Below are 19,887 nucleotides of genomic sequence, written 5' to 3' on the forward strand. Positions count from 1 at the left end.
TTTATTTGTTGTTTTACTTTTTAATTACCCGATCTCCGGGTTTTCCGACTTACGGACTTCCCCAGCTTTCGAACTCGAAGTAACCCAAAGCCCAATAAATGTAATTAATCCGTTTACAATGATGAGTTCGTTACCAAAAACATATCCGCCTAAAATTGATTTTGATTCGGCATTTAAAAAATAGCATATAGCAGGAGAGAGTATGCAAATGAAAGGCACCAGTTTATCCATTACCTGCCTGTTGCCTACAAACAGGCCAAATGAATAAAGGCCAAGCAGCGGCCCATAGGTATATGATGCCACGGTGAATATGGCGCTAACTACAGCATCATTATTAATGGCGTTAAATATGATGATGGTTAAAAACATCAACCCCGAAAAAGCAATGTGTACCCAATGACGTACGGCCACCATTTTTTTGCTATTCACATCCTTGCGCTTGTTAAAACCTAAAAAGTCTACACAAAAAGAGGTGGTGAGCGCTGTAAGTGCCGAATCGGTAGTGGCAAAGGTAGCAGCTGTTAAGCCCAGCATGAATACCATAGCCGGAACAAGCCCTAAATATTGCAGGGCGATAGTAGGGTAAAGATAGTCGGTTTTAGTAACGTTGATGCCGTTTTTGGCAGCGTACATGTATAGCAAAGCGCCTACGCTCAGGAAGAATATGTTAATAATCACGAAAACGCCAACAAAGCTGAACATGTTTTTTTGCGCTTCTTTGATATTTTTAAGGCTAAGGTTTTTTTGCATCAGGTCCTGGTCAAGCCCGGTCATGCCGATAGTGATAAACATGGCGCCTAAAAACTGTTTACCTAAATGCAGCTTGCTGCTCATGAAATCGTTAAAGAAGAATATTTTAGAATAGCTGCTGTTTTTGATGGTTTCGGCAGCTTCAAAAATGTTCATGTGCAGGCTTTGGCAAATAAAATATATCGACAGGAAAACAGATGTTACCAGGAAAAATGTTTGCAAGCTGTCGGTAATGATAATGGTTTTCAATCCTCCCTTAAAGGTGTACGACCAGATGAGCAGCAAACAAATAAGCACTGTAACCGCAAAGGGAATATGGTAGCTGTCGAAAATAAACTTCTGCAGTACGATAACCACCAGGTATAACCTGAAAGCCGAGCCGATAACCCGGCTCACCAGGAATATAGCAGCAGCTGTTTTATAGCTCCAAACGCCTAAAGCGCCTTCAATGTAGCTGTAAATGGATGTGAGTTTAAGCCGGTAATATAATGGAAGCAATACCGTGGCTATGATGAAAAAGCCGGCAGCGTTGCCCAGCACAAACTGGAAATAGGCAAAATCATCGGTGCCAACCTTACCGGGAACAGAGATAAAAGTAACCCCGCTCAATGCCGTACCAATCATCCCGAAGGCAACTAAATACCATTTGGAATTTCGGTTAGCTACGAAAAAAGTATCATTATCCGACGATTTTTTTGATGTAAGCCAGGAGATGACCAGTAAAACCAAAAAGTAACCGATGATGAATGACAATAATACTCCGGGCGACATAGATGTGTGTTATGTTTTTTTCTAAAGTCGGAATCTTTTTTCAAAAAAGGTAATTATTGTTTGATGGGTATTTTAGCTCCCGTCATTGCGAGTAACCATCAGGGAAGCCCTGAAAAAAAATGAAATGACATGCATTGCGATGAGAAGTAAGATATTTGTCTTGAACATCGGGCAAACTACACACCCCGTATAACCCTTGGGGCCTTTAAGAGCCCGCTTGCGAGTTTGGGACTGTCGCTTTTTGCAAAAAACATTATAGGGAACCACCAGTTCTGACCAACTGGTGGTTTACCGCGCTTTTAAGCTTAGACTTTTTAAAGCGGCAGAGTTTGCCCTGTTTTTTAAAAATATGGGCAAAGCTAAACAAAACAAAAAGAAGAAGGGGGCAGGAACTCCTGCAGGTTCAAAAAAGATGGAACGATTTGGGATTCTTTACCCCAGATCAGCCGGGATCGATGTAGGGAGTATGCTCATGGTCGTATCTTACACTGATTCCAGGGATCAGATCCACCTGAAACAGTTTGACAGTTTTACCTCCAGTCTTAATAAACTGGCCGACTTGCTACAGGGGGAAAAGGTGGAGATCGTAACGATGGAATCAACCGCCAACTATTGGATGCCCCTGCATAGTATCCTTGAGTCCCGGGGCATAAAGGTGGTGATGATCAACCCAAGCCATTATCGGAATGTATCGGCACGAAAAACGGATATTAATGATGCACAGTGGTTGCATAAGCTGCTTACCCATGGTCTTTTACGCGAATCACATATTGCTCCGGCCTGTTACCAGGACCTGCGGCAATATATCCATGAAAGGCAGATCTGCCAGGACCAAAAAAGCGATACACTCAACCGTATCCAAAACACCCTGACCAAAATGAATATCAAGTTCCAGCACCTGATCAGCGATATTGAAGGTGTATGCGGCATGAAGCTTTTGCGGATGATCTGCTCAGGGATCTCAGATCCGGAAAAACTGCTTTGTAGTATCGATCATAAACGGCTGAAAGCAAGTCAGCAGGAATTGCTCCATTCTCTTGAGGGAGACTACCGGGACAGCCAGATCAATACACTTAGGGGCAGCCTAAAGGCATACGACTTTTTTAAAGAGCAGATGCTTTATTACGAACAGCACATCGAACAAACGCTTAAACTATTGGCACCGGAGATAAAAAGCTCAAAGAAACAAGGCATGGTCCGCAAGAATCAATATCATATCAACTTAAAAGATTACCTGGTAGCAATTTTGGGCGTGGACCTGACAGCAGTGGAAGGCTTGGATGAGATCGGCTTGCTAACGATACTGGCAGTAACAGGGCCTGAGATGAGCAAATGGCCTACCGCAGGCCATTTTACAAGTTGGTTAAACCTGTCACCCCGTCCTAAAATAACAGGAGGCAAGCTCGTAGGCTATGAAAAACGGATCACCCACAACCCGGCTACGCAGGCTTTCAGGTTGGCGGCAAACTGCCTGTGGCAAAGCAAGGGGCCGTTAGGGCAGCAATACCGAAAATTAGCTGCAACTAAGGGAAAGGCAAAAGCTATTAAAGCAGTGGCCAGGAAAATAGCCGTGATATTTTATAATATGGTACTTAAACAGGAAGCCTACGATGTCACTAAAGTCCAGCAAGATGTAGAGGTTCAAAAGGCAAGAAAGATCAGCCGTCTGCAAAAAGAAGCGCAAAAACTTGGTCTTACACTCCAAAAATCAGCTTGATTATGAATCTCTTACAGACACGTCATTATAAGGTACGAAGCAATCGCGAACTTTACAGGGAAACCTTACATGGCCCTCTGCAAATCGGGGATTGCTTCGTACCTCGTAATGACGGTGGAGATGATGTGATTGTTGGAAAATGCAATCACATAAAAAATATTTACCTTCGTACAATGAATTTTTCGTCCAAATTGCTGGAAAATGCTGTAGCCGAATTTGCTAAATTACCAGGGGTAGGTCAAAAAACCGCCCTTCGTTTGGTGCTGCATTTACTTAACCAGGACAAGCAGGATGTTGAACGTTTCAGTACCGCGGTAACCAAGCTTCGCAACGAAATACAGTTTTGCAGGGTTTGTCATAATATCTCTGATCAGCCGGTTTGCGAGATCTGCTCATCGCACCGCCGAGACCACAGCCTTATCTGTGTGGTTGAGGATACCCGCGATGTAATGGCTATTGAAAATACGAATCAGTTTAATGGCGTTTACCATGTGCTGGGCGGCTTAATATCGCCGATGGATGGCGTTGGGCCGTCAGATTTGCAGGTGGATACGCTGGTCGAACGTCTTAAGCCAACCACAGATAACGAGGTTAAAGAAGTGGTTTTTGCCCTCAGCGCCACTATGGAAGGTGACACAACCTTGTTCTATCTTCATAAAAAATTAAAAAATTTCAATATTACCATCACAACTATAGCTCGTGGCATAGCTTTTGGTGGTGAATTAGAGTACGTAGATGAGATAACTTTGGGCCGTTCCATAGCTACCCGCGTTCCGTACGAAAATTCACTATCTAAATAGCATGAAACTATCTATAGTTGTTGTAAGCCATAATACCTGCAACCTGCTCAGGATTGCCCTGAATGCAGCGGTCAGGGCTGCTCAGGACCTTAGTCACGAGGTTTTTGTGGTCGACAATGCTTCGGCTGATAAGTCGATAGCCATGTTAAATACTGAATTTCCGGATGTAAAGATAATAGCCAACGATAAAAACGAGGGTATGGCCCGGGCATATAACCATGCACTTAAACTGGCTACAGGCGAGTATGTTTTACTGGTCAATGCGGATACTATTACAGGCAAGAAGACCATAGAAAAGGCCCTTGAATTTATGGATCTGCATACCGACGCCGGTGGTTTGGGGGTACGTATGATAACTCCTGAAGGCAAATTTTTAAAAGAATCAAAACGCGGGTTCAACAAGCCCTGGGAAACCTTTTTCAAGCTAACCGGCCTGGCAAAACACTTTTCAAAATCAAGGCTTACCAGCCCGCAAAGTAAAGACTGGGTTGAAGAGTTTCAAACCTCCGAATCGGATATCATCAACGGTGCCTTTATGCTGCTGCGTAAAGAGGCGCTTAACCAGGTAGGATTAATGGATGAGCGTTTTCATACCTATGGCTATGACATCGATTATTCATACCGGATCAGGCTTGCCGGGTTTAAAAACTACTATTTCCCCAAAACATATATCATCAATTTTAACATACAAAACAAGGTTAAATTTAGCTGGGCACACATTAAAGAATATTATGGGGCTATGATTATCTTCGCCTCCAAATATTTATTTAAGGTGCCCGAACTTAAGGTGGAAGGCATCCCCCAGCTAATTCCTCCTTCGTATGAAGTTAAATGATAAGATCGTAATCATCACCGGCGCCTCGTCGGGCATCGGGAAATCACTTGCTTATGAATGTGCCAGGCGCGGCGCCAATGTGGTACTGGCGGCAAGGCAATATGTTACCCTTTGCCAGCTTACCGAACAGCTTGAGCGGGAATATAAAATCAAAGCATTAGCAGTACAGTGTGATGTAACCAATGAAGATGATTGCGCCCAGCTCATTAAACAAACCCTTATTACTTTTGGTAAAATTGACGTATTGATCAACAACGCAGGCATCACTATGCGTGCCCTGTTTAAGGATGTAAAAGTGGATGTGCTGAAACAGGTGATGGACGTTAATTTTTGGGGAATGGTTAACTGCATCAAATATGCACTGCCCGAAATTACTAAAACCAAAGGCAGTATAGTAGGTGTATCATCTATAGCGGGGTATAAAGGTTTGCCCGGTCGTTCAGGTTACTCGGCATCAAAATTTGCCATGAACGGCTTTTTAGATTCATTAAGGATCGAAAATCTTAAAACAGGGGTACATGTATTAACAGCCTGCCCTGGCTTTACGGCATCAAACATACGTAACACCGCTTTGAACAGCGAAGGCAAACAGCAAGGAGAGAGCACCCTTGAAGAACAAAAAATGATGAGCAGTGATGAGGTAGCCAAACATATTGTTGATGGCATTGAAAACCGGGCCCGCACATTAACCCTCACCGGCCAGGGCAAACTTACGGTAGCCCTGAGTAAATTTATACCGGCATTTTTAGATAAAATGGTTTATAAGCATTTTACCAAAGAACGGGACCCGCTTCTTCATTAGTCATTCTTTCATTAGGTCATTGAGTCATTGCACTTACGCTGCAAAAAAATGACTTAATGACGCAATGACTAATGAATGGTATCATATGCACTGATCCTGCTCAAATCCAATACAACGCGACCTGTTTCGTCGCGCTCAAAGGCTGGTTTAAATTTAGCGTCCCATACAAAATCGTCGTATTGGTATGAAGTACGGGAATGGACGGTTTGCGAAAAAGTATCGTCGAAAGTTTTCAGGATTACCGAAAGGCCGGCTTGCCTGCGTTCAAGCTCCTCGGGTGTGATATCTTTAATCGGGCTGTTTTCATCAAGCGGGTGAACTACTGTCCAGTTCAGGGTTAAGATACTAACGCGGGTTCGTTCCAGTTCGAGCTGGAAGAATTTACGTACGGTTTTGCCGTTTTCCTCGTCGTTATAGCTGAAAACTACTTCCATTTCCAGGTCGATGAGGATGTTTCTGCGTTCGTTGGCCAGGCGAAACATCAAACCTTTACCGCCTTCGCGATAGGGCGCGATAAGCACATTGCGGCTATACATGATCTTGGCCGAGGGACGTGAAAAACGACCGTAAAGTAAACCGGTTGCCAAAGCAAAAGCCAGCAGGCCCATCATTGATTCGAGCGCGGCGATGGTATTGGGAATCATGCCCCTGGGACTGATATGGCCATAGCCTACGGTTGATATGGTTTGTGCCGAAAAAAAGAAGGCGTCCATAAAGCGGTCGAAATCGGTATTGCCGCTTTTGCCGTCAAGCACATCAGGACCCAAGGAAAAATAAATAAACGCGAAAATAATGTTTACTATAAAATAGCAGCTAAAAACAATGAACCAAAACTTGCGCCAGCTCATGGTAATGAGCGAGTGGTAGTTGTTTGATGTAGTAAAAAACGGAAGGCCGGTACGTTTTACATTGATAGTGCCATCCTTATTTATAACAGGTTGGCTTTTAATAACAGGCTGGGTACCAAAACCAAGATCATCTTCGGGATTAATTTTCTCTTTATGTATGGCCATGGAGCTAATTACTGAATTAGTGAGTTAATGATTTAGTGAATTTTTGATTGAACACGGGCAATACTGCCAATCCAATAAATCAACAGCTAAAATATCGAATTTAAGTAATCTGGGATTGCTTTCCAGATTAAATCACTAAATCGCTAACTCACTAATTCATTAACTGATCTTAAATCACTAACTCACTAATTCAAAATTGATTTCACTATCTGTTTGTTTTTATAAAAACTATTTACATATTTGTGCCAACAAGTAACAATGACAAAATTAAACAACAATTGGTGGTGGCTTAACGAGTAATCGTAAGGCAATTCCATGTTTGTTTAAAAGATATATTCAAAAGGGTTGCCATACGGCAACCCTTTTTTTATGCTTCGCCCCCCGGCCCCCTAAAGGGGGAGTAACGGCAAAAGGGGGTAAAAACTTTAACAATAAACTACCCCCTTTAGGGGGTTGGGGGGCATATGAAACAGATATTAAATCATCTTTTTGAACACAAAACCTTTAGCAGGGAACAATCAAAAGGCATTTTGATCAATATTGCGCAGGGTAAGTACAATAACGCGCAAATGGCAGCTTTCATGACAGCCTATTGTATGCGAAGCATTACCGTTGAAGAACTGGAAGGCTTTCGCGATGCCATGCTGGAACTTTGTCTGCCCGTTAACCTGGAAACCGATGGCCTCATTGATCTTTGCGGTACCGGAGGCGATGGTAAGGACACTTTTAACATTTCAACGCTTGCTTCATTTGTTGTTGCGGGTGCGGGGTATAAGGTGGCCAAGCATGGTAACTATGGGGTATCATCGGGCTGCGGTTCATCAAATGTGATGGAGTACCTGGGTTACCAGTTTACCAACAATATTGACAAGCTGAAACGGAGTGCCGAGGAAGCTAATATCTGTTTTCTGCACGCGCCTTTGTTTCACCCGGCTATGAAAACCGTTGCGCCTATCCGCAGGGAACTGGGTGTTAAAACCTTCTTCAACATGCTGGGGCCTCTGGTTAACCCGGCGAAGCCCGATAATCAATTGGTAGGGGTGTTTAACCTGGAGCTTGCCCGGGTATACGCTTACCTTTACCAAAAATCAACTACAAAATATACTATCATAAACGCCCTGGAAGGCTATGACGAAATCTCATTAACCTGCGATTTTAAGACCTTTTCGGCAGATGGTGAAAAGATCAACAGTGTTGAAGACCTTGGATTTGAAAAGCTTGATCCTAAAGAAATCATCGGCGGCGATACTGTGACAGCTTCGGCTGCCATATTTAGTTCGGTGCTTAAAGGCGAAGGCACCCCAGCCCAAAATAACGTGGTACTGGCTAACGCCGCGCTGGCCATTAAAACCATCGGCCCTGAAAAAACTTTTGGTGATTGTTTTTATGAAGCCGAAGAAGCATTGTTAAGCAAAAAAGCGCTGAGGAGTTTTAATACTTTATTACAAAACTAAACCATGAAAATAAAGGTTTGCGGTTTAAAACATCCTGAAAATATTAAAGCGGTTGCCGCTTTACAGCCCGACTATGCAGGCTTTATTTTCTACGGCAAATCGCCACGCTATATGGCAAACCTGGCGGCAGGTGCGTTGCAAACCATACCCGCCTCTATCCAAAAAACGGGCGTTTTCGTAAATGAAAGCTCTGAAAATATTGATCGCCTGGTCACTGAATATGGTTTTAACGCGGTTCAGTTGCATGGTGATGAAAGTCCGGAATTTTGCGCTGCTTTTAAAGGTAGGGTAACTGTAATCAAAGCTTTTGGTATTAACGAAGATTTTGATTTTGAACAGTTAAAAGATTATGCCAACAATGTCGATCTTTTCCTGTTCGATACCAAAACAAAAGAATATGGAGGCTCGGGCAAAACTTTTGACTGGGCTATTCTTGATCAATATAAACTGGACATTCCCTTCTTTTTATCAGGAGGGGTGGGGCTTGAAAATATAAAAGAGGTTAAAAACATCACACATCCCCAATTTTATGGGGTTGACCTTAACAGCAGGTTTGAAAATGAGCCGGGCTTGAAGAATATCGAAAAATTAAAAGGGGCATTTAAAATCATCAACAATAAAACACAACAGATGAAATACGGAGTTAACGAACAAGGTTATTATGGCGATTTTGGGGGAGCATATATCCCCGAAATGTTGTACCCTAACGTAGAGGAATTAAGGGAGCAATACCTCAATATCATAAATGACGATGATTTTAAAGCCGAGTTTGATGACCTGCTTAAAAACTACGTCGGCCGACCTTCTCCGTTATATCATGCCAAAAGGTATTCGGAAAAATATGGCGCTAACATCTTCTTTAAACGCGAAGACCTGAACCATACCGGCTCACATAAGATCAATAACGCCATAGGGCAGATCCTGTTAGCAAAACGCCTGGGTAAAAAGCGTATCATTGCCGAAACCGGCGCAGGTCAGCATGGGGTGGCTACCGCTACCGTATGCGCGCTCATGAATATTGAATGCGTTGTTTACATGGGCGAAATTGACATGGTAAGGCAGGCGCCGAACGTTGCTCGTATGAAAATGCTTGGCGCTAAGGTTGTACCGGCCACATCGGGCAGTAAAACACTTAAAGACGCTACCAACGAGGCCCTGCGCGATTGGATAGGCAACCCGGTTGATACACATTATATCATCGGTTCTGTAGTTGGCCCGTATCCTTATCCGGATATTGTGGCCCGTTTTCAATCTATCATATCGCAGGAAACAAAGGCACAGTTGCTTGAGCAAACCGGCAAGGAGTTACCGCAATATGTGATGGCTTGTGTAGGCGGAGGCAGCAACGCTATGGGGATGTTTTATCATTTTATAGAGGATGAGGCTGTGAAACTGGTTGCTGTTGAAGCGGCAGGTAAAGGCGTAAATAGTGGTGAATCGGCCGCTACAACAGCTTTGGGCGATGAAGGGGTGCTGCATGGCAGTCGCACCATATTGATGCAAACCGAAGACGGACAGGTGGTTGAGCCTTATTCAATTTCGGCGGGACTGGATTATCCGGGTATAGGGCCGCAGCACGCACATTTGTTTAAAACTGGCCGCGGGCAATACGTAAGTATTACCGATGAGGAGGCTTTGCAGGCAGGTTTACTTTGCTGTCAGCTGGAAGGGATTATCCCGGCCATTGAAACAGCCCACGCTTTGGCGCAGTTAGAAAAAATGAAGTTTGAGGCCAACGATAATGTGGTGATCTGTATTTCGGGCAGGGGAGATAAGGACCTGGATACGTATATTAATTATTTTGGCTATTAATTTGGAAATTGTCAGATATCGGGACTGGGTCTTAGAGGTTGACCGGAAAGAAACTGAGGCTGTATACCAACAGATTGAAATGAGCGGTACACAAAGCTGTGGCTGTGGCAATTGCAAATATTTTGAAACCATAGCTAATGAGATTTTTCCTGATGAAATCAAACAGCTTTTTGAACAATTAGGTGTCGATATAAAAAAGAACTTCGAAGTAAATGATTTGGGAGACGGCGTAAATGAATATGACTTTGAAGTTCGGTTTCATTTTAAAGGGAATTTGATTAAAGGTGACGATTGTTACTTGCCCTTACTTTCAAACGGATACACGATCAAGCTGTCGCCTGTAAATGATATGTTTGAGATCGGTTTTACTAAAAATGGCCCGAGATCGTTTTTTAACGAACAGGAACAAATAATTCAAATACACATTATGACCAAGTGTCATAGAACATTATAAAAACAAACAACCGGCTATCATGAACCGTTTAAACAAGCTTTTTGTATCAAAAAATAACAACCTGTTATCCATTTATTTTACAGCGGGCTACCCAGCGCTGAACACTACAGTTGATATTGCCGAAGCCCTTGAAAAATCAGGTGCTGATTTTCTGGAGATTGGTTTTCCTTATTCTGATCCCGTAGCTGATGGCCCGACTATTCAGCATAGCTCAGAGGTAGCATTGGAAAATGGCATGAGCCTTAAAGTTTTGTTTGAAGAGCTTGCCGAACTACGCAGCAGGGTAAGTATTCCTATTTTGCTCATGGGCTATTTTAATCCCATTGCACAGTATGGTGTTGAACGGTTTTGTAAAAAGGCTGCCGAGGTAGGTGTTGACGGTATTATTGTACCCGATCTGCCGATCTATGAATATGAAAAAATGTACTCGTCATATTTTATCGATAACGGCCTGAGTAACATATTCCTGGTAACCCCGCAAACATCCGAAGAGCGCATCTGCAAAATTGATGAACTGAGCAACAGCTTTATCTATCTGCTGTCGTCATCAACAATAACCGGCTATAACCTGAAACTGAGTGATAGTGTAGAAGAATACTACAAACGCATTACCGCGATGAAGCTAAAGAATCCGACAATTATTGGTTTTGGGATTACTGATAGTAGCAGCTTTGCCAAAGCATGCAATTATGCCAATGGGGCAATTATAGGCAGCAAATTTGTGAAGCTTTTAGGCGAGGACGGTTATATGGATAAGATTGATGGGTTTGTGAAGGGAATAAGGCCGTAAATAAATATACACCGGTCGATGAATATTAATGAATAAAACCGAATGTCATTTCGACGAACCGGTTCTGGAAAATGTGTGAAGGGGGGAGGAGAAATCTTATACGCCTTGTTCTAAAACGTGTGTACGACTCTACAGTGCGTATAAGATTTCTCTTTCGCCCCAGCGCCGATGCCCAGCTGCTCAATCGAAATGACATTTTCTTTTAGTTACAGATGTGTTCACATAGTAGTGCAATGCCCTGAATATTTAAGGCTTTTCTACAAATACAACTCCAAATCACCTTTACCTTCACGCACAATATCAAAGTCGCCGGTAGTGCAATCTACTATCGTTGATGGGATGTTATCGCCGTAGCCGCCATCAATTACAATATCAACAAGGTCTTCATATTTTTCGTGGATCAGCTCCGGGTCGGTTGAGTACTCGATAATATCGTCGTCATCCCTTATAGATGTTGAAAGGATAGGATTGCCTAACACACGCACAATTTCGCGGGCTATGTTATTATCGGGTACCCTGATACCAACCGTTTTTTTGTTAGAGCTGAGCATTTTGGGCACCATATGACTGGCGTTGAATATGAATGTAAAAGGCCCCGGTAATGCCTTTTTCAGTACACGGAAAGTAGTATTGTCAATGGGTTTGATATAGTCAGAGATATGGCTCAGGTCATAGCAAATAAATGAGAAGTTTGCTTTTTCGGGTTTGATGTTCCTGATCTTGCAAATGGCCTCAATAGCGCGGTGGTTGGTGATATCGCAGCCTAAACCATAAATGGTATCAGTAGGGTATATGATGAGGCCGCCTTTTTTTAATACCTCAACCACCTGCTCAATAGCCTTTGGATTAGGGTTTTCGGGATATATTTTAATTAACATAAGTATAAGAACAAAGATACAGCTACTTGGTTTAAAAAGCGCTTGAAAATCAAGGTTATTGACATTTGGTAAAACTTGAAATTGATAACTGCCGTTTAGTTCTTTAGTAGTATTTCGAATTTTGAAACTCCTGGGCCTCATCCAGGTAAAAATATCCTGTTATTAAATGATCGATATCATCAGCCTTTTCTATCAATACTTTTTTTAATTTAAGCTTTTGGGTTTCCTCGCCAGTAAAAAATATAGCATTTAATTCATCATCAATATGTTGTTTTAGCAGCTTGATGTAAAGCTGTTTTTGTTTTGCTACATTATATTTTTTAAAATCCTTATTCTGTTCATGGTATTTGTATTTATAAACAGAATATTCGGCGTAGCCAAATATACGTGCTTGCTGATGGTCGAAATACGTACCTCCGCCGGCCAGCTGTTCATATATAAAATTTATATCCTGATACATTTTGATCAGTTTCTCTCTTTGATCCGCATATTTTTCCTTCCCGGTTTTAAGCATCAGGAAATACGCGTATAAGAGATAATAATCGTCCATCCCATTCTCGCTGCCGTAGTTTATATAACTGGTATCGTTGGGACGGTTACTTAATGGCCCCTCGTTGTAGGTAGCATCCGGAGAAAGCGGTATTTTATTACCCAATTCGGAGTTGTAGTACAGAATTTTTTTTAGCTCTTTTTTTGAGTATTTGATCGTATCTGTTTTAACAGTGCTGATGTTTATAGTGTCGTTTATAGAGGGGGATGTATTGTCTGCTTTAACGATGTTTATCAATGAATTTACTTTTTTCCTCTTTTGAGGGTGAGTACATGCTGATATTAGTAAAATAACGAACAGAATTGAAAGGTGTTTCATAAGGCTTGGTTACTCGTTTTAAAATTAACCAATTGAAAGCAAAATCCATCTAAAAACAACAAAGCCATCCCGATTAAATCAGAATGGCTTTGCTATTTAAATTTTAACCTGTTTTGCTGTTTCAATAATGCCGTGTTGTTTGGATCCTTTAACAACAGCGGCATTTTAAAAGTTAAAACACAGCAACAGTATTAAAACAATTAAGCTTGTTTAGTAAACTGTATGTTGATCAACAATTTAATGTCTTCGCCAACTACAATTGAACCGGCTTCGGTTACACCGTCCCAGGTTAAACCGAAATCTTTACGGTTGATTTTACCGCTGATCTCGAAACCAGCTTTGGTATTGCCATAAAAGTCGGCAGCCGAACCACCAAATTCTACGTCGAGCGTTACCGGTTTGGTTTGATCTTTAATGGTCAGGTTACCTTTCAATTCATACTCTTCATCATCAGTTTTGGTAAATGAAGTTGATTTGAAAACAATCTGTGGATATTTTTCAGCGTCAAAAAATTCGGCCGATTTCAAGTGCTCGTCGCGCTGTGTCTGATTGGTGTCAATGCTGTTGATATCTAAAGAGAAATCAATTTCAGCATTTTCAAAATCATCATTATCAGTTAATAACTCACCATTAAAGCTTTTGAAAAAACCACTCACGGTTGAAATAACCAGGTGTTTAACTTTAAATTGTACTTCTGAGTGCATAGGGTCAATAACCCATTTTGTTGCTGTTTCTGTTGCCATGATTTTTATTTCTTTTTTGTTGATACAAAGATAAGCACAAAATAGATGTTTAAACATCTATTTTTACTTTGTGACTTTAAAACGACATTGAGTAAGTTTCTTAACCACAAATTTGCCCTATTGTTTAAATTATAAATCTATTTTTATCAAACTTAATAGCCGCTTCATATAAAATTAACTATCCATGAGAAAGCTCTTCGTTGTTTCGTTCTTTATCATATTCAGTATGCTTGCTTTGTGGACTGTCATCTGGCCACCCGCTGCATGGTCGTTCCTGTTCATTGGACCTATATATCTTATCGGTTTTTATGATATGGTGCAGCCTAAGCATAGCATTGTGCGCAATTACCCTGTATTTGGCCACCTGAGGTATTTGATGGAAGAGTTAAGACCTAAAATATACCAGTACTTTATTGAAAGCGATACCAACGGTACGCCCTTTAACCGTCAAAACAGGAGCGTAATTTACCAGCGAGCCAAAAAGGTTGATGACACCCGTCCCTTTGGTACTGAGCTTGATGTTTATGATAATGGCTACGAATGGCTTAACCATAGCATCGCCGCTATGGATCACCATAAATTAAATATGGATCCCCGCGTAAAGGTCGGCGGGGCATCCTGTACGCAGCCTTATATGGCCAGCGTATTTAATATTTCGGCCATGAGCTTTGGTTCGTTGAGTATGAACGCCATACTGGCCCTTAACGGCGGTGCAAAACTGGATAACTTTGCCCATAACACCGGCGAGGGCGGATTGAGTGATTACCACTTGCAACCGGGCGGCGATATCATTTGGCAAATAGGCACCGGCTATTTCAGTTGCCGCCATAAGGATGGTACTATGAACTACGATGCCTTTGCCGAACGCGCGGTGCTGCCACAAGTGAAAATGATCGAGATCAAGCTGTCGCAAGGAGCAAAGCCCGGTCATGGCGGGATATTGCCCGCTGCCAAAGTCACCCCTGAAATTGCACGGATCAGGCTGGTGGAGATGGGGGAGGATGTAGTATCGCCGCCATACCATACCGCGTTCACCAATCCATTGGAGCTGATGGTATTTATTCAAAAGCTTCGGGATCTTTCAGGCGGCAAGCCAATCGGATTTAAATTGTGTGTAGGTCATAAAAGCGAGTTTTTAGCTATTTGCAAGGCCATGGTTAAAACAGGCATTACTCCCGATTTTATTACTGTTGATGGGGGAGAAGGCGGCACCGGCGCTGCCCCGCTTGAGTTCAGTAACTCGGTAGGGATGCCGCTGCGCGAGGCTTTGGCTTTTGTTTATGACGCGCTGACCGGGTTCGATCTTAAAAAAAATATCAAGCTTATAGCATCAGGAAAAGTAGCCACGGGTTTTGACCTGGTCAAAAATTTTGCCCTCGGTGCTGATATGTGCAACAGTGCCCGCGGCATGATGTTCGCCCTTGGCTGCATCCAGGCGCTGGAATGCAATACGAATACCTGCCCAACCGGTGTGGCTACACAGGATAAAAGCCTGATGAAGGGCCTGGTAGTGGATGATAAAAAAGTACGTGTGGCTAATTTCCACCGGCAAACGGTGAGCAGCGCCATTCAAATGATAGGTGCCGCGGGTTTAAGCAAACCGTGCGACCTGCACCGCATGTATATTTACCGTCGTGTTAACCACAGCCAGATCCTGACTTATGGCGAGTTGTTCCCTTACATCCCCAAAGGCAGTTTGTTAAACACACCTTATCCGGCATCGTTTGAGTTTGATATGGCCATCAGCAGCGAAAATACGTTTGTGCCTGATTATAGTGGGATTACAAATGTTGACTATAGCAATGTGAGCTCGTATTGAAGAGATTTGAGGCTTGGTGATTAGATATTAATTAAAAAAGGCGCGATTGCCGGTTCAAGCACGAATGCCTGACCCGGCGGGTTATATTGCGAAAGCCCCGCGCTTGAGAGGGAAATTCAAAACACTTAACGGATCTGTTAGCATAATTAATGTCCTACACTTACTACCCTTGTCACTTTCCATTGCCCGTCCTTATACTGCCAAATGTGTACGAATTTCATCAGACCGATTACCGGTTGGCCGTTTTCGGTATGTGTGAAACGATGCGTACCCATTTCAATAGCGCCAAAACCGGGCATGGGGTAAACCTCAAGCGTTTCTTTAAGCAGGTCGCGGCGCAGGTCGGCGGCTTGTTTGTTTTCAAAAATTCCTTTAAAGCCGGCCATGGTGCCGTCATAGTCGGTTAAGCCCTTACCGTCATTATAAAATTCAACATCGGGCGCAAACAGTGTTTTCATCACTTCTAAATTACGGCCGTTAAAGGCGTTGAACATTACACTATCCATGTGTGCGATGGTGTTAAATAACTGCTGGTCTTTTGGTTTAAACGCCTTGGTTTGCGCGTTGGCAACGGAGGCAGACAGTATTGCGGCAAAGCCAATAATAAACAGGGTATAGGTTGATTTTTTCATGATATGATAGAGCGTCTAATAATTAATTCACATAAAATAATTAAATAATGTTAATAAACAGAATGCTAAGTTTTCGGCTGTGTACGTTCTGTTTTTAGCTTTATATAAATGTATTAAATATATCATCATGACGCGCCACCATGACCGATAGTGACAATGATATAGACCATTTTCATGGTTAAAAAAACCGTATGGTACTCCTGCAATTCATAATTAAGTAAAAATGCTCCCGATTAACATAATTTAACGGTTTATGCCCGGTGCCTGTGTAATATTTGGACTGCATTTTACGTAACTTTACTTATTAAATTAAGCGCAATGAAAAGGAATATCTTTATGATAGGCTTGATGCTTTTAGGCGGTTTGTTTAGCGGCACCGTAAAGGCCCAGGAAACTGCATCGCTGGTTGCCGATCAAAATCCACGCTACATGGAAAGCCAGGCAAAATATATCAGGGTTGCCGATACCCTGAACAGCCTGCACGGGGTAACCATACAAAATACTTACAAAGCTTACGATTGGTATGAAGCCAAACTTGAACGTCGCCGTCAAAACCGCGCGTGGCGGCATGAGGAACGCATGAACGGATATTATGATTATTCACCGTCATGGGGCTTATATGGCGGCTACTCTTATTCGCCATTTTTAAACTATGGATGGGGCAATCGCTGGGGCGGCTATTATGGTGGCCGCTGGGGCGGCCGTACAAGCATCGGTATCGGTTTTGGCTGGTAACAAATTAAGCAACAATCAATCTAACACATCATAATTTATAATATACTACAAATGAAATTTAACAGGATTTTAACAGTTGCTGCAATAGCAGTTTCAGGGATTTTTATAGCCTCATGTTCAAGGCAGGTTACACGCGTTAGCACCGACCAAACTATTGATGTTAGCGGCAACTGGAATAACAGTGATGCACGAATGGCAGCCGATGAGCTTACCGGAAAAATTTTAGGTGCTAACTGGATAGATACTCACCTTAACGAGCACCAGGGTAAACGCCCGGTAGTCATAGTTGGCTTTGTACAAAATAAAAGCCACGAACATATTGATGCCGAAACATTCTTAACTGATATTGAAAGCTCATTCATCCAATCGCAAAAAGTACGTTTGGTGCAGGGCGGTAAAAAACGTGATGAGTTACGTGCCGAAAAGGCCGATCAGCAAACAAACGCTACGGTATCAAGCATGAAAAAATTTGGCCTGGAAAACGGTGCCGATTATATACTGCAGGGCTCAATCAATTCAATAGTTGATTCGCACAAACGCCAAAAAGTTGTTTACTACCAGGTAAATCTGGAGCTTACCAACATTCAAACAAATGAAGTGGTTTGGATAGGCGAAAAGAAAATTGCCAAATACGTTAAAAACTAAAGCTGGTAAACATCATTGCCCTGAACACGGTACGCCTGTGTTCGGGGCAGTTTGTATTTAATAATGATCAACTTACGTACGCATATTCTCCGGGTATTTTCTTTTATCGGGCTGATGCTTTTTTTATCGGCGTGTTCAACCTATAATCAAAGTGTTGCTCCTTATTACAAAAATGTATTGGCCGGTAACTATCCACAGGCTGAGAAGGAGCTTGATAATAACAGCCTGATTCAAAAGCCCCGAAATAAGCTCCTGTACCTGATGGAGAAGGGGAGGATCTGCCATTTAAAAGGCGAGTACGAAAATAGCAACAACTACTTTAACCAGGCAGATCAGTTGCTTGATGAAGGTTTGACCAGCGCATCTGACGCCGCTGTTGGCGTTTTGCTTAATTCCGCATCGCAAAGGTATAAAGGAGAGGATTTTGAAAAGTTCATGATCCATTATTATAAGGCGCTCAATTATTTGTACCTGAATAAAACAGAGGATGCAATTGTTGAAGCCCGTCGTATTACTTTACAGGCTCAGGAACAGGGCGATAAGTATAACAATAAAGACAGCCGTTACTCAAACGACGCTTTTTCGCTGACGTTGCAGGGAATGTTGTACGAAAGCAACAACGATGTAAACAATGCATTTATATCATACAGGAACGCGGCGGAGATCTATCTTAAAAGTCCTGATAAAACTTATTACGGTACCCCGATGCCCGCTGAACTGCAGGAGGACGTGATCCGCACGGCAAAGCTGAACGGTTTTACAACAGAAGCTGACCAGTTTGAAACAACCTTTGGCATTAAATATGAACCTGTAAAACCATCGGACGGTGGTGAGCTGATATTTTTTTGGGAGAACGGCCTTGCCCCGGTAAAAACGCAGGTCGACCTGTTTTTTAGCCTGATTCGTAACAGCAACGGCGACTTGTTTTTTACGGATGCTGCCGGAGGCCTGGTAATTCCCTTTAATTACGACGGTGACAGGAACAGGGTGAACACCAAGTCGGTTGAAAGCCTACGGGTTGCATTTCCTAAATATGTTGCGCAAACGCCATATTATTCAAGCGCAAGTATCTCGGTTAATAACCAGGATGCGTCATTGGTAAAAGCTGAAGATATTAATGAGCTGGCATTTAAAACTTTGCAGCAGCGTGCATTAAAAGAAATGAGCGGGATCCTGTCGCGCCTTGCTGTGAAGAAGATAGCCGAATATTCGATACGTGCAGCTGCCAAAAGCGATGGCAAAACCAACGGGTTATTGGAAGGGCTCGGTTATGGCATTCAGCTTTACAGCTTACTATCTGAAAAAGCAGATACCCGCAACTGGCAAAGCCTGCCGGCTTATATTTCTTATGCACGGATCCCTTTGCAAAAAGGAGATAACCAGGTGCATATTACCCTCAAAAATGCCCAGGGCGCTACTGAAACCAAAACCATTACTATACAAGGGAATGGCAGGTTGCAGTTTTATAATTATGCTACCTTGCGATAGCTGGCAACAATATTTGAGATTTTTATATAAATAAAAAAGCCATTTGCTGTTAAGGGCAGATGGCTAATTTATATTGATAGGGTTTAGGTTCGATATTTAAATACTTTTCTAAGTATTTTTCAATATAATAGCTTTAATATTATCTCCTTGAAATACCCCTTTATCAGTATATTTAAGTATTTCACGGTTCGCTTTCAAAAAAACTAAAATATCTACTGCAATTGCCAGCTCAGTAATCTTTCGGTGTATTGAACCATCAATAGTTTTCATCACATATTGAAAGCAGGTTTAAGCCAGTTGTTTTTCCGTTACCGAGATCAGGTTTACCAGTTCGTTCCCGGCAAGTTCAATAGCACCGTCATTCTGTATTTCGATGCAGTTTTCGAGATTGGTGTTGAGTTCGGCAGTGCGGGCTATACGATTGGCTATTTCTTCAGTGTTTTCCCGTCCGCGCCCAACCAGGCGACTTGCAATAGCTTCGGGACTCGCAGTTACTAATATTACTATCAGATCGGGGTAGAGCCGCTGTGCAACGGGCAGGTATTCGCGCGATCCGTTAACCACCACATTGAAGCCTTTATTAAGCCAGTTGTTTATTTCCTGGCCTATGCCATAGTATTTATCGTGGCTGCCCCAGCTTAAAGCAAACATCCCGGCTTTGCTTCTTAATGCAAATTCCTCATAGGTTAAGCTAACGTGGTTCTCATTGCCAGAAAATGGCGGACGGGTAATATACCGGTGTGCAAATACCACATTTTCCGATCCGTTAATTTGCTTGCGGGCGTAATTCATCAAGGTGTCTTTGCCTGCTCCGGATGCGCCAATAACATAAAATAGCTTGCTCATGGTGGTTTTTTATGGATGAAAAGAGCGGATTGTTT

20 protein-coding genes are annotated in these 19,887 nt (G+C 42.5%); 12 read left to right on the forward strand and 8 right to left on the reverse strand.

The window, feature by feature from the left end; genetic code table 11:
* Positions 1 to 24: 24 nt before the first annotated feature.
* On the reverse strand, positions 25 to 1,521 hold the full coding sequence (locus tag J3L18_RS03250) for a sodium:solute symporter (protein WP_129571249.1): 1,497 nt from the start codon (positions 1,519 to 1,521) through the stop codon (positions 25 to 27).
* Positions 1,522 to 1,870: 349 nt separating this feature from the next.
* Here J3L18_RS03250 and J3L18_RS03255 point away from each other — a divergent pair, with 349 nt between their 5' ends.
* The 4 genes from J3L18_RS03255 (at position 1,871) to J3L18_RS03270 (ending at position 5,675) form a co-directional block, all read left to right on the forward strand.
* Complete coding sequence (locus tag J3L18_RS03255; protein ID WP_311084455.1) at positions 1,871 to 3,238, forward strand: IS110 family RNA-guided transposase; 1,368 nt, start codon at positions 1,871 to 1,873, stop codon at positions 3,236 to 3,238.
* A gap of 173 nt (positions 3,239 to 3,411) precedes the next feature.
* On the forward strand, positions 3,412 to 4,038 hold the full coding sequence (gene recR, locus J3L18_RS03260) for a recombination mediator RecR (protein ID WP_112654519.1): 627 nt from the start codon (positions 3,412 to 3,414) through the stop codon (positions 4,036 to 4,038).
* 1 nt (position 4,039) lies between these two features.
* Positions 4,040 to 4,873 carry a glycosyltransferase family 2 protein gene (locus tag J3L18_RS03265; protein WP_129570780.1) on the forward strand — a complete coding sequence of 278 codons (834 nt, stop codon included), beginning with the start codon at positions 4,040 to 4,042 and terminating at the stop codon, positions 4,871 to 4,873.
* The gene (locus J3L18_RS03270; RefSeq protein ID WP_129570779.1) at positions 4,860 to 5,675 is read left to right on the forward strand and encodes an SDR family oxidoreductase; all 816 of its coding nucleotides are present in this window, start codon (positions 4,860 to 4,862) and stop codon (positions 5,673 to 5,675) included. The genes J3L18_RS03265 and J3L18_RS03270 overlap by 14 nt, the downstream gene beginning before the upstream one ends.
* A 68-nt stretch (positions 5,676 to 5,743) precedes the next feature.
* On the opposite strand, the gene J3L18_RS03275 is transcribed toward J3L18_RS03270, so the two are convergent.
* Positions 5,744 to 6,688: an ion channel gene (locus J3L18_RS03275; protein WP_129570778.1), complete on the reverse strand. Its 945-nt coding sequence runs from the start codon at positions 6,686 to 6,688 to the stop codon at positions 5,744 to 5,746.
* Between the two features lie 464 nt (positions 6,689 to 7,152).
* Between J3L18_RS03275 and trpD the strand changes: the two genes are divergently transcribed.
* The 4 genes from trpD (at position 7,153) to trpA (ending at position 11,198) form a co-directional block, all read left to right on the forward strand.
* A complete protein-coding gene (gene trpD, locus J3L18_RS03280; protein ID WP_129570777.1) occupies positions 7,153 to 8,142 on the forward strand; it encodes an anthranilate phosphoribosyltransferase in 990 nt (329 codons plus the stop codon).
* A 3-nt stretch (positions 8,143 to 8,145) separates the two neighbouring features.
* Complete coding sequence (locus J3L18_RS03285; RefSeq protein WP_129570776.1) at positions 8,146 to 9,954, forward strand: bifunctional phosphoribosylanthranilate isomerase/tryptophan synthase subunit beta; 1,809 nt, start codon at positions 8,146 to 8,148, stop codon at positions 9,952 to 9,954.
* A gap of 79 nt (positions 9,955 to 10,033) precedes the next feature.
* Positions 10,034 to 10,408 (forward strand): hypothetical protein, encoded by a 375-nt coding sequence (locus tag J3L18_RS03290; protein ID WP_129570775.1) that lies wholly within the window; start codon positions 10,034 to 10,036, stop codon positions 10,406 to 10,408.
* A 19-nt stretch (positions 10,409 to 10,427) separates the two neighbouring features.
* A complete protein-coding gene (gene trpA / locus J3L18_RS03295; RefSeq protein WP_129570774.1) occupies positions 10,428 to 11,198 on the forward strand; it encodes a tryptophan synthase subunit alpha in 771 nt (256 codons plus the stop codon).
* 257 nt (positions 11,199 to 11,455) lie between these two features.
* Here the strand turns inward: trpA and J3L18_RS03300 are convergent, their stop codons facing one another.
* The 3 genes from J3L18_RS03300 to J3L18_RS03310 form a co-directional block, all read right to left on the reverse strand.
* Complete coding sequence (locus J3L18_RS03300; RefSeq protein WP_090533076.1) at positions 11,456 to 12,076, reverse strand: L-threonylcarbamoyladenylate synthase; 621 nt, start codon at positions 12,074 to 12,076, stop codon at positions 11,456 to 11,458.
* A 103-nt stretch (positions 12,077 to 12,179) separates the two neighbouring features.
* A complete protein-coding gene (locus tag J3L18_RS03305) occupies positions 12,180 to 12,944 on the reverse strand; it encodes a hypothetical protein (RefSeq protein ID WP_129570773.1) in 765 nt (254 codons plus the stop codon).
* 200 nt (positions 12,945 to 13,144) lie between these two features.
* Positions 13,145 to 13,687, reverse strand: a complete 543-nt coding sequence (locus J3L18_RS03310) for a YceI family protein (protein ID WP_091174417.1) — start codon at positions 13,685 to 13,687, stop codon at positions 13,145 to 13,147.
* A gap of 184 nt (positions 13,688 to 13,871) precedes the next feature.
* On the opposite strand from J3L18_RS03310, the gene J3L18_RS03315 reads away from it, so the two are divergent.
* Entirely contained in the window at positions 13,872 to 15,506 is a 1,635-nt protein-coding gene (locus J3L18_RS03315) for an FMN-binding glutamate synthase family protein (protein ID WP_129570772.1), read from the forward strand.
* A 146-nt stretch (positions 15,507 to 15,652) separates the two neighbouring features.
* Here the strand turns inward: J3L18_RS03315 and J3L18_RS03320 are convergent, their stop codons facing one another.
* Complete coding sequence (locus J3L18_RS03320) at positions 15,653 to 16,138, reverse strand: nuclear transport factor 2 family protein (RefSeq protein ID WP_129570771.1); 486 nt, start codon at positions 16,136 to 16,138, stop codon at positions 15,653 to 15,655.
* Between the two features lie 318 nt (positions 16,139 to 16,456).
* On the opposite strand from J3L18_RS03320, the gene J3L18_RS03325 reads away from it, so the two are divergent.
* The 3 genes from J3L18_RS03325 (at position 16,457) to J3L18_RS03335 (ending at position 19,006) form a co-directional block, all read left to right on the forward strand.
* Positions 16,457 to 16,873 (forward strand): hypothetical protein, encoded by a 417-nt coding sequence (locus J3L18_RS03325; RefSeq protein WP_090533065.1) that lies wholly within the window; start codon positions 16,457 to 16,459, stop codon positions 16,871 to 16,873.
* A gap of 51 nt (positions 16,874 to 16,924) precedes the next feature.
* The gene (locus J3L18_RS03330; RefSeq protein ID WP_090533063.1) at positions 16,925 to 17,518 is read left to right on the forward strand and encodes a penicillin-binding protein activator LpoB; all 594 of its coding nucleotides are present in this window, start codon (positions 16,925 to 16,927) and stop codon (positions 17,516 to 17,518) included.
* Between the two features lie 63 nt (positions 17,519 to 17,581).
* Positions 17,582 to 19,006, forward strand: a complete 1,425-nt coding sequence (locus J3L18_RS03335) for a COG3014 family protein (RefSeq protein ID WP_129570770.1) — start codon at positions 17,582 to 17,584, stop codon at positions 19,004 to 19,006.
* Positions 19,007 to 19,114: 108 nt separating this feature from the next.
* Here the strand turns inward: J3L18_RS03335 and J3L18_RS03340 are convergent, their stop codons facing one another.
* Together J3L18_RS03340 and phnN are read right to left on the reverse strand one after the other, a co-directional pair.
* On the reverse strand, positions 19,115 to 19,276 hold the full coding sequence (locus J3L18_RS03340; RefSeq protein WP_189549372.1) for a hypothetical protein: 162 nt from the start codon (positions 19,274 to 19,276) through the stop codon (positions 19,115 to 19,117).
* A gap of 18 nt (positions 19,277 to 19,294) precedes the next feature.
* Positions 19,295 to 19,852 carry a phosphonate metabolism protein/1,5-bisphosphokinase (PRPP-forming) PhnN gene (gene phnN, locus J3L18_RS03345; protein WP_129570769.1) on the reverse strand — a complete coding sequence of 186 codons (558 nt, stop codon included), beginning with the start codon at positions 19,850 to 19,852 and terminating at the stop codon, positions 19,295 to 19,297.
* Between the last annotated feature and the right edge of the window lie 35 nt (positions 19,853 to 19,887).

Source organism: Mucilaginibacter gossypii, from assembly GCF_017569325.2.
Taxonomy (GTDB): Bacteria; Bacteroidota; Bacteroidia; order Sphingobacteriales; family Sphingobacteriaceae; genus Mucilaginibacter; species Mucilaginibacter gossypii.